General features: G+C 70.4%; 18 protein-coding genes and 1 pseudogene. 7 read left to right on the forward strand and 12 right to left on the reverse strand.

The features are described 5' to 3' along the window. Positions 1-106: 106 nt before the first annotated feature. The 3 genes from L942_RS32170 to L942_RS32180 are packed head-to-tail and all read right to left on the reverse strand — an operon-like array spanning position 107 to position 3,251. Positions 107-1,258, reverse strand: coding sequence for an acetyl-CoA C-acetyltransferase (locus tag L942_RS32170; RefSeq protein WP_037367592.1), 1,152 nt, complete (start codon positions 1,256-1,258; stop codon positions 107-109). A 17-nt stretch (positions 1,259-1,275) separates the two neighbouring features. Beyond that, positions 1,276-2,076 carry an SDR family oxidoreductase gene (locus L942_RS32175; protein WP_037367594.1) on the reverse strand — a complete coding sequence of 267 codons (801 nt, stop codon included), beginning with the start codon at positions 2,074-2,076 and terminating at the stop codon, positions 1,276-1,278. After that, positions 2,073-3,251, reverse strand: a complete 1,179-nt coding sequence (locus L942_RS32180) for an acyl-CoA dehydrogenase family protein (protein ID WP_037367596.1) — start codon at positions 3,249-3,251, stop codon at positions 2,073-2,075. The genes L942_RS32175 and L942_RS32180 overlap by 4 nt, the downstream gene beginning before the upstream one ends. A 96-nt stretch (positions 3,252-3,347) precedes the next feature. Between L942_RS32180 and L942_RS32185 the strand changes: the two genes are divergently transcribed. The 6 genes from L942_RS32185 to L942_RS32210 are packed head-to-tail and all read left to right on the forward strand — an operon-like array spanning position 3,348 to position 9,067. Further along, positions 3,348-4,226, forward strand: coding sequence for an enoyl-CoA hydratase (locus L942_RS32185; protein ID WP_037367598.1), 879 nt, complete (start codon positions 3,348-3,350; stop codon positions 4,224-4,226). Beyond that, complete coding sequence (locus tag L942_RS32190; protein ID WP_037367600.1) at positions 4,223-5,377, forward strand: acyl-CoA dehydrogenase family protein; 1,155 nt, start codon at positions 4,223-4,225, stop codon at positions 5,375-5,377. Before L942_RS32185 ends, L942_RS32190 begins: the two co-directional genes overlap by 4 nt. Further along, complete coding sequence (locus L942_RS32195) at positions 5,374-6,327, forward strand: acyl-CoA dehydrogenase family protein (RefSeq protein ID WP_037367602.1); 954 nt, start codon at positions 5,374-5,376, stop codon at positions 6,325-6,327. Before L942_RS32190 ends, L942_RS32195 begins: the two co-directional genes overlap by 4 nt. Continuing rightward, the gene (locus tag L942_RS32200; protein ID WP_081655320.1) at positions 6,327-7,385 is read left to right on the forward strand and encodes an acyl-CoA dehydrogenase family protein; all 1,059 of its coding nucleotides are present in this window, start codon (positions 6,327-6,329) and stop codon (positions 7,383-7,385) included. Before L942_RS32195 ends, L942_RS32200 begins: the two co-directional genes overlap by 1 nt. 42 nt (positions 7,386-7,427) lie before the next feature. Then, complete coding sequence (locus L942_RS32205) at positions 7,428-8,300, forward strand: CoA transferase subunit A (RefSeq protein ID WP_037367604.1); 873 nt, start codon at positions 7,428-7,430, stop codon at positions 8,298-8,300. After that, on the forward strand, positions 8,297-9,067 hold the full coding sequence (locus L942_RS32210) for a CoA-transferase subunit beta (protein ID WP_037367606.1): 771 nt from the start codon (positions 8,297-8,299) through the stop codon (positions 9,065-9,067). The genes L942_RS32205 and L942_RS32210 overlap by 4 nt, the downstream gene beginning before the upstream one ends. Positions 9,068-9,072: 5 nt before the next feature. Here L942_RS32210 and L942_RS32215 read toward each other — a convergent pair whose 3' ends face one another. Beyond that, a complete protein-coding gene (locus L942_RS32215) occupies positions 9,073-9,684 on the reverse strand; it encodes a TetR/AcrR family transcriptional regulator (RefSeq protein WP_081655321.1) in 612 nt (203 codons plus the stop codon). Between the two features lie 73 nt (positions 9,685-9,757). On the opposite strand from L942_RS32215, the gene L942_RS32220 reads away from it, so the two are divergent. Continuing rightward, complete coding sequence (locus L942_RS32220; protein ID WP_326929371.1) at positions 9,758-11,320, forward strand: AMP-binding protein; 1,563 nt, start codon at positions 9,758-9,760, stop codon at positions 11,318-11,320. 88 nt (positions 11,321-11,408) lie between these two features. Here L942_RS32220 and L942_RS32225 read toward each other — a convergent pair whose 3' ends face one another. The 8 genes and pseudogenes from L942_RS32225 to L942_RS32260 form a co-directional block, all read right to left on the reverse strand. Then, positions 11,409-12,032: a flavin reductase family protein gene (locus L942_RS32225; RefSeq protein ID WP_037367608.1), complete on the reverse strand. Its 624-nt coding sequence runs from the start codon at positions 12,030-12,032 to the stop codon at positions 11,409-11,411. An 81-nt stretch (positions 12,033-12,113) separates the two neighbouring features. Next, a pseudogene (locus L942_RS32230) lies at positions 12,114-13,172 on the reverse strand (acetyl-CoA C-acyltransferase). Positions 13,173-13,197: 25 nt separating this feature from the next. After that, positions 13,198-13,968, reverse strand: a complete 771-nt coding sequence (locus tag L942_RS32235) for an SDR family oxidoreductase (RefSeq protein WP_037367609.1) — start codon at positions 13,966-13,968, stop codon at positions 13,198-13,200. 248 nt (positions 13,969-14,216) lie between these two features. Further along, positions 14,217-15,452 (reverse strand): NADH:flavin oxidoreductase, encoded by a 1,236-nt coding sequence (locus tag L942_RS32240; protein WP_037367610.1) that lies wholly within the window; start codon positions 15,450-15,452, stop codon positions 14,217-14,219. A 190-nt stretch (positions 15,453-15,642) separates the two neighbouring features. Beyond that, positions 15,643-16,404, reverse strand: coding sequence for an SDR family NAD(P)-dependent oxidoreductase (locus tag L942_RS32245; RefSeq protein WP_037367611.1), 762 nt, complete (start codon positions 16,402-16,404; stop codon positions 15,643-15,645). Then, on the reverse strand, positions 16,401-17,045 hold the full coding sequence (locus L942_RS32250; protein WP_037367613.1) for a PaaI family thioesterase: 645 nt from the start codon (positions 17,043-17,045) through the stop codon (positions 16,401-16,403). Before L942_RS32250 ends, L942_RS32245 begins: the two co-directional genes overlap by 4 nt. Continuing rightward, positions 17,045-17,818 carry an SDR family oxidoreductase gene (locus tag L942_RS32255; protein ID WP_037367614.1) on the reverse strand — a complete coding sequence of 258 codons (774 nt, stop codon included), beginning with the start codon at positions 17,816-17,818 and terminating at the stop codon, positions 17,045-17,047. Before L942_RS32255 ends, L942_RS32250 begins: the two co-directional genes overlap by 1 nt. A 149-nt stretch (positions 17,819-17,967) precedes the next feature. Next, positions 17,968-18,597 (reverse strand): TetR family transcriptional regulator, encoded by a 630-nt coding sequence (locus L942_RS32260; protein WP_037367683.1) that lies wholly within the window; start codon positions 18,595-18,597, stop codon positions 17,968-17,970. Positions 18,598-18,638: the final 41 nt, after the last annotated feature.

The raw sequence follows: 18,638 nt of genomic DNA on the forward strand, positions 1-18,638 counted from the left end.
GAGGTGCTTGTCAAGGCACGCTTTCCCGCCTTGACAAGCACCTCCGCGCCGTAGTCACAATCAGGCTTCGGGGTGCCCCACCGCACCACCCCGCCGGAACCGCACCCTAAAGCCGCTCCAGCACAGTCACATTCGCCTGCCCACCCCCCTCGCACATGACCTGCAACCCGTACCGCCCCCCAGACCGTTCCAATTCATGCAACAACGTAGTCATCAACCGAGCCCCAGTAGCCCCGATCGGGTGCCCCAGCGCAATCCCGCCGCCGTTCACATTGACCTTCTCGTGCGGCACCCCGGTCTCCCGCATCCAAGCCAACACCACCGGTGCGAACGCCTCATTGCACTCGAACAGATCGATCTCCTCCACCGACATCCCAGCCTTCTCCAACGCCCGTTGGGTAGCCGGAATTGGCGCGGTCAGCATCCACACCGGATCCGCCCCGTACACGCTGAGGTGATGCACCCGAGCCCGTGGCGTCAACCCGTGCTCCGCGACCGCCTTCTCCGAAGCGAGCAACAACGTCGCGGCGCCGTCGCTGATCTGCGACGCCACCGCGGCCGTCAGCGGGCTGCCCTCTTCCAGCGGCTTCAACCCCGCCATCTTCTCCAGCGAAGTATCCCGCCGAGGCCCCTCGTCCACCGAAAACTCGCCGACCGGCGAGATCTCCCGGGCAAATCGCCCCTCATCGATAGCCGCCAATGCCCGCCGATGGCTCTCGTAAGCGAATTCCTCCAGCGAAGACCGGGAAAAACCCCATTTCTCCGCGATCATCCGCGCCGCCCGGAACTGCGAGATTTCCTGCGTCCCGTACCGAGCCACCCACCCCGGCGACTCCGCGAACGGCGTGCTGAACCCGAACTGCTGGCCGACGACCATCGCGGAAGAAATCGGAATCGCGGACATATTCTGCACTCCGCCGGCGACAATCAGATCCGCGGTCCCGGACAGCACCCCTTGCGCCGCGAAATGCACGGCCTGCTGGCTGGACCCGCACTGCCGGTCCACCGTCACGCCCGGCACGTGATCCGGCAGCCCAGCCGCCAGCCAGGCCGTCCGAGCGACATCCCCGGCCTGGGAACCGATCGTGTCGCAGCACCCGAACACGACATCGTCCACCGCACCGGGATCGATCCCCGTCCGCCGAACCAGCGCTGTGATCGCATGCGCCCCCAAATCAGCGGAATGCACTCCGGCGAGCGCCCCGCCGCGCCGTCCCACCGGAGTGCGGACCGCGTCGACCACATATGCCTCAGGCACGAAATCCTCCTGCGGGATCAGGGATGCTGACTGCTCACCGAGACGACTTCACCAGTGAGATAGGACGAATACGCACTAGCGAGAAACACCATTACATTGGCGACTTCCCACGGTTCCGCGGCCCGCCCGAACGCCTCGCGCCCCTTCAACTCGGCGAGCAGCTCAGCGGTGGTGACTTTCTCCAAGAACGGATGCATCGCCAGACTGGGCGACACCGCGTTGACCCGGATCCCCGAAGGAGCCAGATCCATCGCCGCGGACCGGGTCAACGCCATCACCCCGGCCTTGGCCGCCGCGTAATGCGCCTGGCCTTCCTGCGCCCGCCAGCCGATCACCGAAGCGTTGTTCACGATCACGCCCCGGACGCCGCGAGCGATCATTCGCCGGGAAGCCGCGCGAATGCACCGGAAAGTCCCGGTCAGCGTCACGTCGAGCACCAGCGACCACTGCGCGTCAGTCATCTCGGTGATGGACGCCGTTCCGCCGAGACCGGCGTTGTTCACCATGACTTCGACCCCGCCGAACGGCTCGGCCGCGTCCAGCAACGCAGCGATCTGCTCCTCGTTGGTCACGTCGCACACCACCGAAGCGACCCGCTCGGCCCCGAATTCCGCGCCCAGTTTGGAAGCCGCCTCGCCCAGCCGCCGCTCGTGCGTGTCCCCGAGGACGACCGCCCGGGCGCCCTCCTCCAGGCACCGCCGGGCGACCGCGGCCCCGATACCCGCGCCCGCCGCCGCAGTCACCACGATCACGCGTTCAGCGAGCAACCCGTGCCCAGGAACGTAATCGGGCGCGGGCTGTTCCGGTTTAGCGCTCACGGTCGCGGCTCCCTAGGCAGGCCGAGCACTCGCTCGGCGATGATATTGCGCTGGATTTCGTCCGAGCCGCCGTAAATCGTGTCGGCCCGGCTGAACAGGAAAAGCGTCTGCTGCGCGTCGAGATCGTAGGAACCGTTTGTGGTCAACGCGGAACCTCCGCGGACCTCCATCGCCAGCTCGCCCAGTTCCCGGTGCCACCGAGCCCACAGCAGCTTCGACACCGAAGCCTCCGGCCCCCGCGACCCCGCTTCATACGCGCTCAGGGTCCGCAGCGCGTGCACCCGCAGCACCTCGAGGCCGACCGCGGCCCGTGCCAACCGGTCCCGCACCACCGGATCGTCATACCGCCCGTTCGCTCGCGCGGCCGCGACCACCCCGGCCAGCTCCCGGGCGAACCCGACCTGCTGCCCGATCGTCGACACCCCGCGCTCGAACCCGAGCGTCGCCATCGCGACCCGCCACCCGTCCCCGGGCGCGCCGACCACCAGCGACTCCTCGGTCCGGGCCCCGTCGAAGAAGACCTCGTTGAACTCGCTGGTCCCGGTCAGCTGGCGGATCGGCCGCACCTCGACCCCGGGCTGATCCATCGGCACCAGCACATACGACAGCCCGGCGTGCCGCCGGGACCCCGGCTCGGTCCGCACCACCGCGAAACACCACTGCGCGTGCTGGGCGAGCGACGTCCAGATCTTCTGTCCGTCGATCACCCACTCGCCGCCCTCCAGCCGGGCCCGCGTGCGCACCCCGGCCAGATCCGACCCGGCGCCCGGCTCGGAATAGCCCTGGCACCACAGCTGCGTGACCCCGACGATCCCCGGCAGGAACCGCCGCCGCTGCTCGTCGGTGCCGTGCGCGATCAGCGTCGGCCCGAGCAGCTCCTCGCCCAGATGATTGACCCGCGCCGGCGCGTTCGACCGGGCGTACTCCTCGTGGAAGATCACCTGCCGCAGCAGGCTCAGCCCGCGCCCGCCGTACTCGACCGGCCAGCCCAGGCAGGTCCAGCCGTGCGCGGCCAGATGCTGGTTCCACGCCTGCCGCTCCTCCGGCGCCTCGTGCTCGCGCCCGGATCCGCCGAGCCCCTTCAGCGCGGCGAACTCGCCCGCGAGGTGGTCGCGCAGCCACTCGCGCACCTCGGCGCGGAACTGCTCGTCCTCGGGGGTGTAGCGAAGATCCACCCGTCCTCCTGGTCCGCCGGTCCCGGTCCGGCCACGCTACCAAACCAAGCACTTGTTTGGTAGCATCGCCGCCGAACCGAGAGGGAGTGATGCGCGTTGAGCGGAACCGAAGAAAGCACCGACGAGCCGGTCGTGACCTACGAGGTGCGCGGTCCGGTCGCGGTCGTCACGCTGAACCGGCCGCAGTACCGCAACGCGCAGAACTCGAAGATGACCTACGCCCTCGACGCCGCGTTCGCCGCGGCAGTGGACGACCCGGACGTCAAGGCGATCGTGCTGGCGGGCAACGGCAAGCACTTCTGCGCCGGGCACGACATCGGCACCCCCGGCCGCGACGTCGACCAGAGCTTCGAGCGCAAAGCGGTCATCTGGTGGGACCACACCGACCGCGCGGGCGTCGATTCGCGGTTCGCCCGCGAGTCGGAGGTCTACCTCGGCATGTGCCGGCGGTGGCGGGAGATCCCGAAGCCGGTGATCGCGATGGTGCAGGGCGCGTGCATCGCGGGCGGCCTGATGCTCGCGTGGTCGTGCGATTTCATCGTGGCCTCCGACGACGCGTTCTTCTCCGATCCGGTGGTGCGGATGGGCATTCCGGGCGTCGAGTACTTCGCGCATCCGTGGGTGATGAACCCGCGCGCGGCGAAGGAATTCCTCTACACCGGCGACCGGTTCACCGCCGCCCGCGCACAGGCGCTCGGCATGGTCAACCACGTCGTGCCGCGCGCCGAACTCGAAGAGGCGACGTTCGCGATCGCCGAGCGGATCGCGCAGATGCCGCAGCTGGGTCTCGCGCTCACCAAGAAGGCCGTCAACCAGGCGGAAGACCTGATGGGCATGCGGTCCGGAATGGACTCGGTGTTCGGCCTGCACCACGCCGCGCACGCGCACAACGCCGAACTGGACGCCGATTCGCTCGCCGGGCTCGACGCGCGTGCCATGGCGAAGGCCAACAAGAAGGCCGCGGGAGAGTCATGAGCCCGGAATTCACCGCCGCGGAAGAAGAGTTCCGCGCGGAGGCCCGCGCTTGGCTCGCGGAAAACAGCCCCGGCCCGCTGCCGTCGATGGACACCGAGGAAGGCGCCCGCGCGCACCGCGAATGGGAAGCGAAGCTGGCCGAAGGGCGCTGGTCCGTGGTCACGTGGCCCGCCGAGTACGGCGGCCGCGACGCGACGCTGACCGAGTGGGTGCTGTTCGAGGAGGAGTACTACCTCAGCGGCGCACCGACCCGGATCGCGCAGAACGGCATCTCGCTGCTGGCCCCGATCATCTTCGAGCACGGCACCGACGACCAGCGCCGGCGGCACCTGCCCCGTACCGCCGACGGCACCCGGATCTGGGCGCAGGCATGGTCCGAGCCCGAGGCGGGCAGCGACCTCGCCGGGATCCGCAGCACCGCTGTCCGCGACGACGAACGCGGCGGCTGGGTCCTCAACGGACAGAAAATCTGGAGTTCCCGCGCCCCCTTCGCGGACTGGGGTTTCGGCCTGTTCCGCTCGGACCCGGACGCCGAACGGCACCGCGGCCTGACCTACTTCCTGTTCCCGCTCGACGCCGACGGCGTCACCGTCCGGCCGATCGCCCAGCTCGACGGCGACTGCGGATTCGCCGAGATCTTCTTCGACGACGTCTTCGTGCCCGATGAGGACGTCCTCGGCGGAGCCGGCGACGGCTGGCGCGTCGCGATGAGCACGGCGGGCAACGAACGCGGGCTGTCGCTGCGCTCGCCGGGCCGGTTCCTCGCCGCGGCGAACCGCCTGCTGGACCTCTGGGCCGAGCGCGGGGCCGAGGCGCCGCACCTGCGCGACCGCGTGGCCGACGCGTGGATCAAGGCCGAGGCCTACCGGCTCTACACCTGGGACACCGTCGACCACGTGCGGCACGGCGGCGACGTCGGCGCCGCGGGCAGCGTGAACAAGCTCTTCTGGACCGGCCTCGACCTCGCCATCCACGAGACGGCGCTGGACCTGCTCGGCCCGGAGCAGGAGCTGCGCGGGCGCTGGAGCGAGGACTACCTGTTCGCCCTCGGCGGCCCGATTTACGCCGGCACCAACGAAATCCAGCGCAACATCGTCGCGGAACGGCTGCTCGGCCTCCCCCGCGGCGAACGCGGGAAGGCACAGGCATGAAGTTCCGGCTGTCCGCCGAACAGCGCGCGTTCGCCGAGGCGCTGGACGCCCTGCTGGGCGCGGCCGACGTCCCCGGCGTCACCCGGTCCTGGGCGGCCAAGCGGCCGGAATCCGGGCTGCTGCTGTGGAAACAGCTCGCCGAGCTGGGCGTCACCGGGCTCGGGGTGCCCGAGGAACACGGCGGGGTCGGCGGAACGCCGGTCGATCTGGTCGTGGCCTTCGAGCGGCTCGGCTACCACGGGGTGCCGGGTCCGGTGATCGAGTCGATCGCCGCCGCGCCGGTGCTGGTCACCGACGCGTCGTTGCTGTCCTCGCTGGCTTCCGGCGCTGCGGTGGCGAGTTTCGCGAGCGCGCCAGACACTCCGTACGCGCTGGACGCGGATGTCGCGACGGACGTCTTTGTGGTCGGCGATGCGCTGGCCCGCGCGGACATCGGCCGCTCGCTGCAGTCGGTCGACCCCGCCCGGCATCTGTTCGAGGTCACCGCCGCCGCCGAGATTCAGCCGCTCTCCCGGGAAACCCGGCGAAAAGCACTCGACCTCGCCAGCCTCGCCTGCGCCGCGGAGCTGCTCGGCTGCGGTGCGCGAATGCTGGCCGACACCGTCGCCTACCTCGGCCAGCGACGGCAATTCGGCCGGGTGATCGGCGAGTACCAGGCGCTCAAGCACGCCGCCGCCGACGTCCGGGTGGCGCTCGACTTCGCGCGTCCGCTGCTGCTCGGCGCGGCCCGCGAACCGAACGCCCGCTCGATCTCGGCGGCGAAGGTGGCGACGTCCGACGCGGCCCAGCTCGCCGCGCGCACCGGGCTGCAGTTGCACGGCGCGATCGGCTACACGCTCGAATGCGACCTGAGCTTGTGGCTGTTGCGCGTCCGGGCGCTCGTGGGCTGCTGGGGCACCCCGGCCGCGCACCGCGCGCGAGTGCTGGAGAGCCTGATGAGGGACCGCTGATGCACTTCGCGCTGACCGACGAGCAACGGGACCTCGCCGCCGCCGTCCGCGGTCTGGTCGAGCGGCGGGCCGCCAAGACCGATTTGCGGGCCGCGATCGGCTCGCCGTCCGGGTACGACACTGAGCTGTGGTCCGCGTTGTGCGAGCAGATCGGCGTCGCGGCGCTGGCCATTCCCGAGGAGCACGGCGGGGCCGGGTTCAGTCTCTTCGAAACGCATGTCGTGCTGGAAGAACTGGGCGCGAGCCTGACCCCGTCGCCGCTGCTGGGGTCCGGGGTGCTTGCCGCGCAGGCATTGCTGGCCGCGGACGCGCCGGACTTGCTGCCGGAGATCGCGGCGGGCGAGGTCGTGGCGCTGGCATGGGCGGATCGATCCGGGCGGCATCGGACCGACGGTTCGGACGTGGTCGCCTCGGGCGGAGTCCTGAACGGCGCCGCGACCCTCGTGCTGGACGGGGCGCAGGCGTCGCATCTGCTGGTGGTCGCGATGGCCGAGGGCCGCCCCGCGCTGTTCGAAACCGCCGCGATCGCCGAAGCGACCCCGGCGGTCGACCAGACGCTCCGGTTCGCCCGCGTCGATTTCCGCGACACCCCGGCGACTCTGCTCACCGCCGACTTCTCCGAAGCACTCCCCCGGCTGCACGCCATCGCCGCGATCGCCTGCACCGCACTGCAAGTCGGCGGCGCACAGTCCTGTTTGGACCGCACGGTCGCGCACCTGAAGGAACGCGAACAGTTCGGCCGTCCGCTCGGTTCGTTCCAGGCGTTGAAACACCGGGTCGCGGACATGCTGGTCCAGGTCGAAACCGCCCGCTCGATCTCGTGGGCAGCCGGCTTCGCGGCCGCCAACGGCGACGATGTCGTCCGCCAGGCGGCGTACGCGAAGTCCTGGTGCAGCGAGGCGTTCACCGCGGTAGCGGCCGAAACTGTCCAGCTGCACGGCGGAATCGCGATCACCTGGGAGCACGACGCCCAGCTGTACTTCAAACGAGCGCACGCGCTGGCACAGCTCTTCGGCGACGCCCGCGAACACCGGGCCCGGCTTCGGAGCGGTGCCTGATCCGGGCCGATCCCGCCTGAGCGGAAAACGATGGAGGAACGAATGGGCGGCAAGTCCATGACCCTGGCCGGCGTCACCGAGTACGTCCGGTCCGGGATGACCGTCGGGATCGGCGGCTGGGGGTCGCGGCGCAAGCCGATGGCGATGGTGCGTGAACTGCTGCGCAGCGACGTCGAGGACCTCACGCTGGTCACCTTCGGCGGGCCCGAGGTCGGGCTGCTGTGCGCGGCGGGCAAGGTGCGCCGGGTGATCTACGGGTTCGTCTCGCTCGACACGATCCCGCTGGATCCGCATTTCCGCGCCGCGCGCGAGGGCGGCCGGGTCGAAACGACCGAGTACGACGAGGGCATGTTCGTCGCCGCGCTCCGGGCGGGTGCCAACCGGCTGTCGTTCCTGCCGACACGGGCCGGGCTGGAGAGCGACGTGCTGCTGATGAACCCCGAACTGAAGACGGTCGCGTCGCCGTATGACGACGACGTTTACCTCGCGGTGCCCGCGGTGCGCCCGGACGTCTCGCTGCTGCACCTGAATCGCAGCGACACCCTCGGCAACGGACAGTTCCTCGGCCCGGACCCGTATTTCGACGACCTGTTCGCGATGGCGTCGGACAAAACGCTGCTGAGCGTCGAGAAGATCGTGGACACCGAGGACCTCACCGCCACCGAGCGCTCGACTTCGCTGCTGATCAGCCGGATGTTCGTGGACGGCGTGATCGAGGCTCCGAACGGCGCGCACTTCACCTCGTGCGACCCGGATTACGGCCGCGACGAGGCGTTCCAGCGCCATTACGCGCAGTCGGCGCAGGACGAGGAATCGTGGCAGCGCTTCCGCGAGACCTACCTGACCGGCGACGAGGCCAGCTATCACGAAGCGGTGCGCGCCTTCCACCGCGCGACCGAGAAGGAGTCCGGATGAGTGCCCCCGCGACCCGCGCCGAGGTCTGCATCGCCGCGTGCTCCGACGCGTGGCGCGGCTCCGGCGAAGTGCTGGCCCACGCGGTCGGCACGGTCCCGGCGATCAGCGCGCGGCTGGCGCGGCTCACCCACTCCCCCGAGCTGGTGCTCTCCGACGGCGAATGCCATCTGATGGCCGACCCGCCGCCGCTCGGCAAGACCGCCGCGGCCGGCGGCACCGTCGAGGGCTGGGCCCCGTTCGGCCGGATCTTCGACATCCTCAACACCGGACGGCGGCATTCGATGATGGGCGCGAGCCAGCTCGACCGGTTCGGCAACCAGAACATCTCGCTCATCGGCGACTGGCGGAAACCGAAACGCCAGCTCATCGGCATGCGCGGCGCACCGGGCAACACCGTCAACCACCGCACCGACTACTGGGTGAGCCGGCATTCGAGCCGGGTGTTCGTGGAGCGGGTGGACGTGGTGTCCGGCGTCGGCAACGACCGGGCCCGCGCGCACCCGTCGACGGCGCTGCGGTTCCACGACCTCGGCGTGGTGGTTACCGACCTCGCGGTGCTCGACTACGACGAGGACGGGCGGCTGAAGGTGCGTTCCCTGCACCCCGGCGTCACCGAGGACGAGGTGCGCTCGAAGACCGGCTTCGAGCTGGACTTCAGCGGCGCCGGGGTGTCGCGGGCGCCGGACGAGCACGAACTGGACCTGATCCGCACCGTGCTCGACCCGGGGAACGCCCGGGACCGGGAGGTCAAGGAGCCCCGGTCCTGAACCGCTCAGCCGGCGAGCAGGCCGCCGTACAGCATCGCGAGGTACTGCTCCGCCACGACGTCGTGGCGGAGCTTTCCGCGCGGGTTGTACCAGCGCACCGACGTCCAGACGGTGTCCCGGATGAACCGGTACACGAGGCTCGCCTCGAGGTCGTCGCGGAACTCGCCGGCCTCCCGGCCCGCCTGGAGCACGCCGAGCCACAGTTTTTCGATCTTCAGCGACGTCTTCCCGACGAACTCGAAATCGGCGAGGCTGCCGACGACGGCCGATTCGTTCTGGTAGAGCGCCACCGCGAACGGCCGCTCGTGGATCGTCGCGAAGGCGGTGTGCACCAGCGCGTCGAACTTCTCGCGCGGCGGCCCGTCCTTCCCGGCGATCCCGGCGAAGGCGGCCAGCAGGTCGTCCATGAACTCCTTGAGGATCTCGCGGAGCATGTCCTCCTTGGACGCGAAATGGTGGTACAGGCTCCCGGAAAGGATGCCCGCCTCGTCGGCGATGTCGCGGACGGTGGTCTGGGAGTAGCCCCGGGTCGCGAACAGCTGGGCGGCGATGCCCAGCAGCTCGCCGCGCCGGGTGCCGCCGTTCTTGGCCGGGGCCCGGCCGGTGCGCGGAGTCATCGCATGGATCCCTTCCTGCCCGCTGCTTTCCCCTATGCTACCGAACAAGCACTTGTTCAGTGAGGAGACCCGCGTGTCGACCCCGCGCACGATGCCCGCCCTGCTCGACGAAGCCGCCCGCCGCCACGGCGAAGCTCCGGCGGTGGTCGACGGTACGACACAGCTCTCCTGGACCGGATTGCGGGAGCGAGCGCGCGCCGTTTCCCGCGCGCTGGCCGCGGCCGGGGTCCGGTCCGGCGACCGGGTCGCGGTGTGGTCGCCGAACCGGGTCGAGTTCATCCTGACGTTCCTGGGCGCGCAATGCCTGGGCGCGGCGCTGGTGCCGATCAACACGCGGTACCGCGGCGAGGAAGCACGGGTGGTGCTGGAGCGATCCGGCGCTTCGGTGCTGGTGCTGTGCAACGGGTTTCTCGGCAACGACTACCTCGGGATGCTCACCGCGGCCGCGGCCCGCGTCGGCGGTTCCGGTGCGATTCCCGGGCTTCCGCGGCTGCACACCGTGGTCAACCTTGGTTCGGACGGCGTCGCGTTGCCGTGGGACGAATTCCTCGCTCGGGCGGAGTCGGCGCCCTCGGTCGACGAAGCCGCGGTGACGCCTTCCACGGTCGCGGACATTCTGTACACCTCGGGCACCACCGGCGTGCCCAAGGGCGTGATGAGCACGCACGCACAGACGATCGGCGTCGCGGACGTCTGGGCGAGGGGCGCGTCGCTCACCCCGGCCGACAAGTACGCGATCGTCAACCCCTTCTTTCACTCGTTCGGCTACAAGGCCGGGGTGGTCGCGGCGATCACCGCGGGCACGGCGATCTACCCGGTGCCGACGTTCGACCCGGTCGCGTTGATGGAGCTGATCCAGCGCGCTGGCATCTCGGTGCTGCCCGGTGCGCCTACCGTCTTCACCACGCTGATCAACCATCCGCGCCGCCCGGAGTTCGACCTGTCGTCGCTGCGGTTCGCGATCGCCGGCGCGGCCTCGGTGCCAGAGAACCTGTTCTCGGACATGCGGGAAATCCTCGGCTTCGAGCAGGTCGCGCAGGCGTACGGGCTCACCGAGTGCGTCGTGGCCACCCAGTCGCGGCCGCACGAGGACCCCCGGCACGTCGCGCACACGACCGGTCCGGCGGTGCCCGGACTGGAGATCCGCACGGTCGACGGCGAGGGCAAGGACGTGCCGGTCGGCGCCGACGGCGAAATCCTCATCCGGGGCGAGTTCGTGATGCTCGGCTATTTCGACGATCCGGAAGCGACCGCGGCGGCCATCGACGCCGACGGCTGGCTGCACACCGGCGACGTCGGGCAGCTCGACGAGCACGGGTGCGTCAAGATCACCGGGCGGCTCAAGGACATGTTCACCGTCGGCGGGTTCAACGTGTACCCGGCCGAGGTGGAGAACGTGCTGAGCACCCATCCGGACGTCGTGGAGGCCGCGGTGATCGGCGTGGACGACGACCGGATGGGCTCGGCGGGCCGCGCTTACGTGACGCTGCGGGACGGGGCCGGGCTGGATGCGGAGGCGCTGCGCGAGTACTGCCGGGAGCGGCTGGCGAACTTCAAGGTGCCGCGCGAGTTCGTGGCGATCGACGAGCTGCCGCGGAACGCCAGCGGGAAGATCGTGAAGCGCGAGCTGGGCTGACCGACGCGGGCGGCGGTTTCCCCTGTTCTCCAGCGAGCGATCCGCCCGCCCCGGACCCGCGTCGGAACGACGAGCGTGCCCAGGGAGTTCACCGGCGGCTCGCCGGAGCGGATTCGGCCGTGGTGGCGCGGAAGGTCCGGCCGAGTTCCGGCCCCCGGCCCAGGTAGTGGCGGAAAACGTAGAACAGCGGTTCCCAGGCAGCGACGCGGACGTGCCGGAGGTCGGCTTCGGCGAGCGCGGGATGGACATGCACCCGGAGCACCTCGGCCTCGACGATGCCCGGAGCGGGATCCCCGCGGTGGCGCGCGGCGGTCACCCGGCATTCGACCTGGAGCGGGCATTCCGCGACCCGGTCGACCGCGACGAGGTCGGCCGAGACCGGGGTGAGCCGGGCGGCGCCGAATTTGTCCCGCTCGGTCCGGAACTGGCTGGCCTTCTCCGCCGGCACGACGGGGGCGCCGGTCAGCCCGGCCAGGCGCTCGACGGCCGGCCACAGCTCGGCGCTCGGATAGTTCAGCACGCAGTCCGGCCGGTCGCGCAGGTTGGCGAAGGTGTGGCCGGTGCTGCCGAAGCCGAGCACGGCGGTGCGGCCGAGCACCCAGGCCGACGACATCGGGGCGAGGTTGGTCGTCCCGTCGGCGTTCGCGCTGGACAGCAACACGACGGGGGTGCCGGGATAGAGCACCGGCGGATCGATCACGACGGAATCCATGACCGCATCCTGGCTGCGGGACGATTCGGCTCCGACCGAACCGTCCCGCGGCAGGGAGCGCTCCGATCGGCGAAACCTCGGCTAGGCGAGCCGTTCCCGCACCATCGCCATGCCCTGTCCACCCGCCGCGCACATCGTCTCCAGGCCGAAGGTCGCGTCCTTCTCCTGAAGGCCGTGCAGCAGCGTCGTCGCCATCCGCGCACCGGTTGAGCCGAAGGGGTGCCCCAGGGCGATCGCGCCGTCGTGCACGTTGACGCGGTCGAGGTCGAGGCCGAGCTGGTCGACGCACGGCAGCACCTGGGCGGCGAACGCCTCGTTCATCTCGACCAGGTCGATGTCCGCAACGGACAGTCCTGCCCGCGCCAACGCCTGCCGGCTCGCCTCGACCGGCCCGAGCCCCATGATCTCCGGGCTCAGCGCCGACACTCCGGTGGCGACGATCCGCGCCAGCGGCCGGATGCCCAGCTCGCGCGCCCGGACGTCGCTCATCACCGCGAGCGCGGCCGCTCCGTCGTTGAGCGGGCAGCAGTTGGCCGCGGTCACCGTCCCGGCCGGCCGGAAGACCGGCTTCAGCTGGGATGCCTTCGCCATCGTCACGCCCGCTCGCGGACTGTCGTCCGCGGACTGCCGTCCGGCAACGTCACCGGGGTGATGTCCTTCTGCCAGAACTCCCCCGCCGCCTCGGCGAGGTTTTGGTTGCGCACCGCGAAGGCGTCCTGGTCCGCCCGGGACACTCCGCAATGGTCCGCGACGTTCTCCGCGGTCTCGCCCATCGCGAGGTAGACGTCTGGCAGCGCGTCGTCTTTACGCGGGTCTGTCCACTGCAGACCGCCCGCTGCCCGCTTCTCGGTCACGGCCATCGCGTCGGCGTACAACGGGTTCTTCGTGACGCGCAATAACGGTGCACGGTCGTACCGGGCACCGGGTCGAGGCCGAGCCGCAGCGCGACCATCCGGCCGAGGTTGTACGCTTGTTCCCCGGCCGGTTGCGCGCAGCCGAGCATGAGGTCGTCGATCCGGTCGACCTCCGGAACCGCGGCCAGCGCGGCTTCGACCATCTGCGCGGCGAGGTCGTCCGGCCGCAGCTCCTTGAGCGAGCCCTGGTACGCCCGCCCGATCGGCGAGCGGAGGAGACGATCACGGCTTCGGGTACGGCAGGGGCCTCCTCAGGCGTTCGGGGTGTGCTGGAGGAACGCGGGCCACTCGCCGCCTCCGTCCACATTGAGCACCGCTCCGCTGACGTGGCTCGCGAGCGGCGAAGCGAGCAGCAAGCAGGCTTGCCCGACCTCGGCCGGCGACGCGAACTGACCCCGCGGGATCGTCCGGGCGACCGCGGCACGCTGCGCCGGGTCGCCGTAGTGGTCCTCGGAACCGGGCGTCGCGACCAAACCGCAACTGACCGCGTTGACGCGCACCCGCGGCGCCCACTCCACGGCCAAGCTGGTCGTGAGACTTTCCAGCGCCGCCTTGGCCGCACCGTACACCGCGGTGCCCGGACTGGGCCGCCGCGCCGAGATCGACGTGACGTTCACCGCCGAGGCACCCGGCGTCTCGCGCAGGATCGGGTACGCCGAGTGGAGCACGTATGCCGCCGCTAGGAAGTTGAGCTCGTTGATCTTGCGGTGAAACCGCGCCGAGGCTTCGGCGAACTGCGCGAACGGCGCGCCGCCGGCGTTGTTGACCACGACGTCGAGCCGTCCGTGCCGCTCGCCGATGTTCGCCAGCCACCGCTGGACCTCCTCCGGCTCCCGCACGTCGACCTGCGTGAACCGCGGCTGCCTTCCGTCCGCCTCGCGCAGCTTCCCGGGCTCGGTGCGCCCGCAGATCTCGACCGCGGCCCCCGCTTCGAGGAACTTCGCCACGATGCCGTCGCCGACGCCGCGCGCTCCGCCGGTGACGAGGACGACGCGACCGGTCAGGTCGAAGCTGACGGGCATGCTGCTCCTTCTCGCCGGGAGCGCTCAGCTTACCAAACAAATGCTAGGTTGAGGACGTGGCGGTTTCCCTGCCCGGAAAGAAAACCGAGCACCGGCCGCATGATTCCGGCGGACGACGGGACGCTTGCCGCTTCGGAGGCGGTACCCGCGGACGAATCGAGCTGCCCGGGGAGACGTGAGCTGGGTGCCGCGGCCTGAGCAGGGCTGCCACGCCAGCGGCCGCGCCGGTCGGGATACCAGGCCGCGATTCAGCCCGCGTACCCCGCGGGCTTGCCCCACTCCGCGCCCCTCGTGGCAGTCCGGTCGACCAGCACACAGCGCGTCCCGGTGAAGTTGGTCGGCATGCATTTGTTGCAGTGGATGCACAACGAGGGCGTCTCCGGCTCGGCCGCGATGCGGTTCACCAGGTCCGGCTCGCGCAGGAGGGCCCGGCCCATCGCGACGTACTGGAACCCCTCCCGCATCGCCAGCTCCATCGACGCGCGGCCGGTGATCCCGCCGAGCAGCACCATCGGCAGCTTCACCGCGGCCCGGATCTGGCGGGCGTCTTCGAGCAGGAACGCGTCCCGGTACGGGTATTCGCGGAGGAAATGCTTCCCCACCGCCCGCACGCCGAACTTCAGCGGCTGTGGGAGCACCTCGGCGAACTCGCGGACCGGGGCATCGCCCTTGAAAAGGTACATCGGGTTGAGCAGCGACGAACCGGCGGTCATCTCCAGCGCGTCGCAGCTGCCGTCGGCTTCGAGCCACTGCGTCACCGGAATCGCCTCGTCGAGCCAGAATCCGCCGGGAACGCCGTCGTCCATGTTCATTTTCACGATCACCGCGATCCGGTCGCCGACCGCGTCGCGCACCGCGCGCATCGTGTCGCGCGCGAGCCGGGCGCGGTTTTCGAGCGAGCCGCCGTATTCGTCGGTGCGGCGGTTGAGTTTCGGACTGAGGAAGGAACTGATCAGGTAGTTGTGCCCTAAGTGGACCTCGATCGCGTCGAAGCCGCATTCGATGGCGCGCACGGCCGCTTCGGCGTGGGCGCGTTTGACGCGTTCGATGCCGGCGTGGTCGATTTCCCGGGCGAAACTGAACGTCGCCTTGGGGAAATACCGACTCGGCGCGAGCGCGGGAAGCCCATTGCCCTTCGGATTCGCGACCGGCCCAGCGTGCCCGATCTGCGCCGAGATCGCCGCGCCCTCGGCGTGCACCGCGTCGGTGAGCACGCGCAGCCCGGGCAGGGCTTCGTCGGCCCAGTAGATCTGATGCCGGTCGGTACGGCCGTCCTTGGCGACCGCGCAATAGGCGACCGTCGTCATCCCGACGCCGCCCTTCGCGTAACCGACATGGAAATCGACCAGATCCCGCGTGACCTGGCCGCGATGGCTGAGCCCCTCGTAGGTCGCCGCCTTGACCACGCGATTGCGCAACCGCACCGGTCCGAGCCGAGCGGGAGCCAGCGGGTCGGGCGGGGCCGGGGTCGGGGAAGTCACGATGCCACGGTAGGAAACGGAGGAGGCGGCCCGCTCCGCCAGTCTCGGTGACCGGGAGACTGGCGCTCACGAGGCCCCTCATCACACGCAGCAAGAGCATCCGCACGGCCAGAGACAGCAGCGGTCGGCGATCGGCTGTTCAGTGGTGTCGAAGGCGGAAACGGCAGCCACCGCGAGGTCTCCGCAGAAAGGCTCAGCCGAAGAAGGCTTGGCCGCCGTCAAGCGGCACGGTGACCCCGGTCAGATAACGCAGATCGGGGCCGACCAGGGCGACGACGGCGCGGCCGATGTCCTCCTCGCATTCGCCGATCCGGCCCATCGGAATGGTCGCGACGAATTCCGCGGCTTCTTCGGGATGGTGCTCGGTCCACCATTTCAGCCCGGGAGACAACGCGTGCGGAGCGATCGAGTTGACCCGGATCCCGTCGCGCGCCCACTCCACCGCAGCAGTGCGCGACAGCGAACGCAACGCCTGTTTCGCTGCGGCGTAAGCACCGTAGGTGGTCGGATCCCAGCGCACCATCGCTGACGTGACCAGGTTGACGATCGAGCCGTCTCCGGTCGCCTTCAAATGCGGATGGGCGGCTTTCATGAACGCGAACGCGGCGAACGGCCCGGTTTCGAAACCGCGCCGGAAATCCTCTTCGCTCATTTTCAACAATGGCCCGAAGGCACCGGAGTACGCGTTGTTGACCAGTATGTCCAAGCGGCCGAGCCGCGAAACGACCTCCTCGACGACGCCGGGAACCGACGCCGTGTCCGCGACATCGCATTCGTACGGTTCCGCGGAAGCGCCCCGCTCGCGCACGAGACGACAGGTCTCGTCCAGCTTGGCGCGCGTCCGGCCGAGCACCGCGACCGACGCCCCCTCCCCTGCCAGTGCCAGCGCGATTCCTTGCCCGACGCCTTGCCCGGCGCCGGTTACCAGGGCCACCCGGCCCGCCAGCGTGTTCATCGGCCTCCTTCGTCCTGGGCAACCGGTTGCGCGACGTGTCTCGCCACGAAAATGCCGTCCGCCGAAACGCAGACCTGACCGTCGGCGACAATTTCGCCGGTGGTGTGAATACGGCGGCCCTCGGTGGATTCCTGGCGGGCGCGAATCGTCAATTCCTCGAACAGCGGGGTCGTCCGGTGGTAACGGACGCGGAGCGTGCCGGTCATCCCGTCCGGCCCGGGCCCCCAGCTGTTGGCGACGCCGAGCGCGTGATCCAGCAGCAGCGCGGAAATCCCGCCGTGCACGCAGCCCGGCGGACCTTGGTAAGGCAGGCCGAGCGTCACCGTTCCGGTCACCGAACCGTCCGGCAGGCCGTGCAGGCGCAGCGGCGGTGCGAGTGCGTTTTCCGGGCCGGTGACCGGATCGTGCCGCGGTCGCCCGGCCCACATTCCGATCAACCGTTCCGGCCGCTCGGGCGCGTGTTCTTCGAGCTGGGCGGCGATCCGGTCGAGGTCGCGGGCGAGGTCCGGCATCGGCGCGGCGCTGTCCGCACCCGCGTGCAGGAGCGCGCTGACCACCCGGCGCGCAGCCGCGACGGCGGCGTCGATGCCGTCGTCATGGGGTATAGGCGACAACGGGACGTTCTCGGCATAGGCCGTCATCAGTAGTGCGCCGCCGGTCGGAGGGTCGCTTCGGCGCCGCCGTCGACGTAGACGACCTGGCCGGTGATGTGCGTGGTCGCGGCGTCCGCGAAATAGGCCAGGACTCGTGCCACGTCCTCCGCAGCCGCGTAACCGTGCAGCGGCATCGGGACTGCTTTGTCCATCACCGCTTTCATCTTCGGGTCAGCGAAAAGCTCGTCGGTCATCGGGGTCCGGACCACCCCGGGGGCGACCACGTTGACCGCGATCCCCGCGTCGGCCCAGCCTGGCGAAACGGACGTCCGGCGCGCCCATTGCGCGATCGCGGATTTCGAGGACGGGTACAGCTGGAACGCGCGATTGTCCGCGATCACCGCGCGGGCGGCGGTCAACGCGGCTTGCTCGTCGCCGCGCAGGCAGGCGTCGACCACCGCGGGGTCGTTCGGCTGGGCGCCGGAGATCGAGCCGACCAGGACCACCCGCGGCGCCTCGGATTTCGCGAGCAACGGCTGCAGGGCTTCGACGAACTCGGTGCTGCCGAAGTAGTTCACCGTGACCATGCCTTCGCCCGGGTTCGACGTGCCGGCGCAGGTGACCACCGCGTCGACGTGCCCAGTGCGCTCGCCGGCCTCCTCGGCGGCCGCGGCGCGGCCTTGCCGGGTCGAGAGGTCCGCGTCCACGTCGCTGCCCGCGAGGTCGACGCCGACGACCTGGTCGCCGCGCTCGGCGAGGAGACCGCTGAGCGCCGCCCCGATCCCCGAACTCGCTCCGGTGACGACGACGGTGCGCGGCATGACGGCCTCCTGAGCCGGGTTCCAGGACAAGCCGCGACGCTACGGCGACCCCGGTGCGCGCGGCGGGCTGATCCCGCTCACCGGGAGAACCTGTCCGGCCGGACCTGTCAGTGCCCGGACAGCCACGAACCTGATGGCCGCAGGAGAGCTCAACCCGCCGGGCCGGGTCGATCAGTCGGCCGCCCCAGGTCGGCCAGCAGCAACCGGCAGGCCAGCACCGTGTCCGCCTCGGCCTCTTCCGCGGTGATGTGCCCGTTCAGCTGCGACGTCAACACGCCGTACCAGGTCTGCTCGATCAGCCGGACGAGGCGGCGGTCGTGGTCGCCGGGCTCGGCCACCCCGGCGACGCGCAGGACCAGGTCGGCGAACTCGACCGTCGGGGCCAGGTTCGGCGACTCCCCCGCGACCGTCGCGTTGTTCGACTGCAGCATCGCCTGCGCGAGCCGCGGCCGCTCCAGCAGCCGGCGGGCGGCGGCCACCAGCACGCGCGCGACCGCCTCCGCCGGGTCCTGGCCGGGTTCGACCGGGACGCTGATGCGGTCCAGCTGCTCGACCTGGCTGTGCAGCAGCGCGGTGAACAGGATCGTCTTGGACGGGAAGTACCGGTAGAGCGTGGCGATGGCGACCCCGGCGTCGCGGGCGACGTCGAGCATCTGGATCCGGTCGAGACCATGCTCGGCGCCGTGGTCCGCGGCCGCTCGCAGGATGCGCCGGTAGCGCTCCCGCTGCGCGGGCGAACTCGGCATGGCCGGTGCCCGGTTTTCGGCGACTCTCGGCACCGCGACTCCTCCGCTCGTGATCAGGCCATCCTCGCGCACGA

This window comes from Amycolatopsis orientalis DSM 43388 (assembly GCF_000411975.1).
Lineage (GTDB): Bacteria > Actinomycetota > Actinomycetes > Mycobacteriales > Pseudonocardiaceae > Amycolatopsis > Amycolatopsis orientalis_D.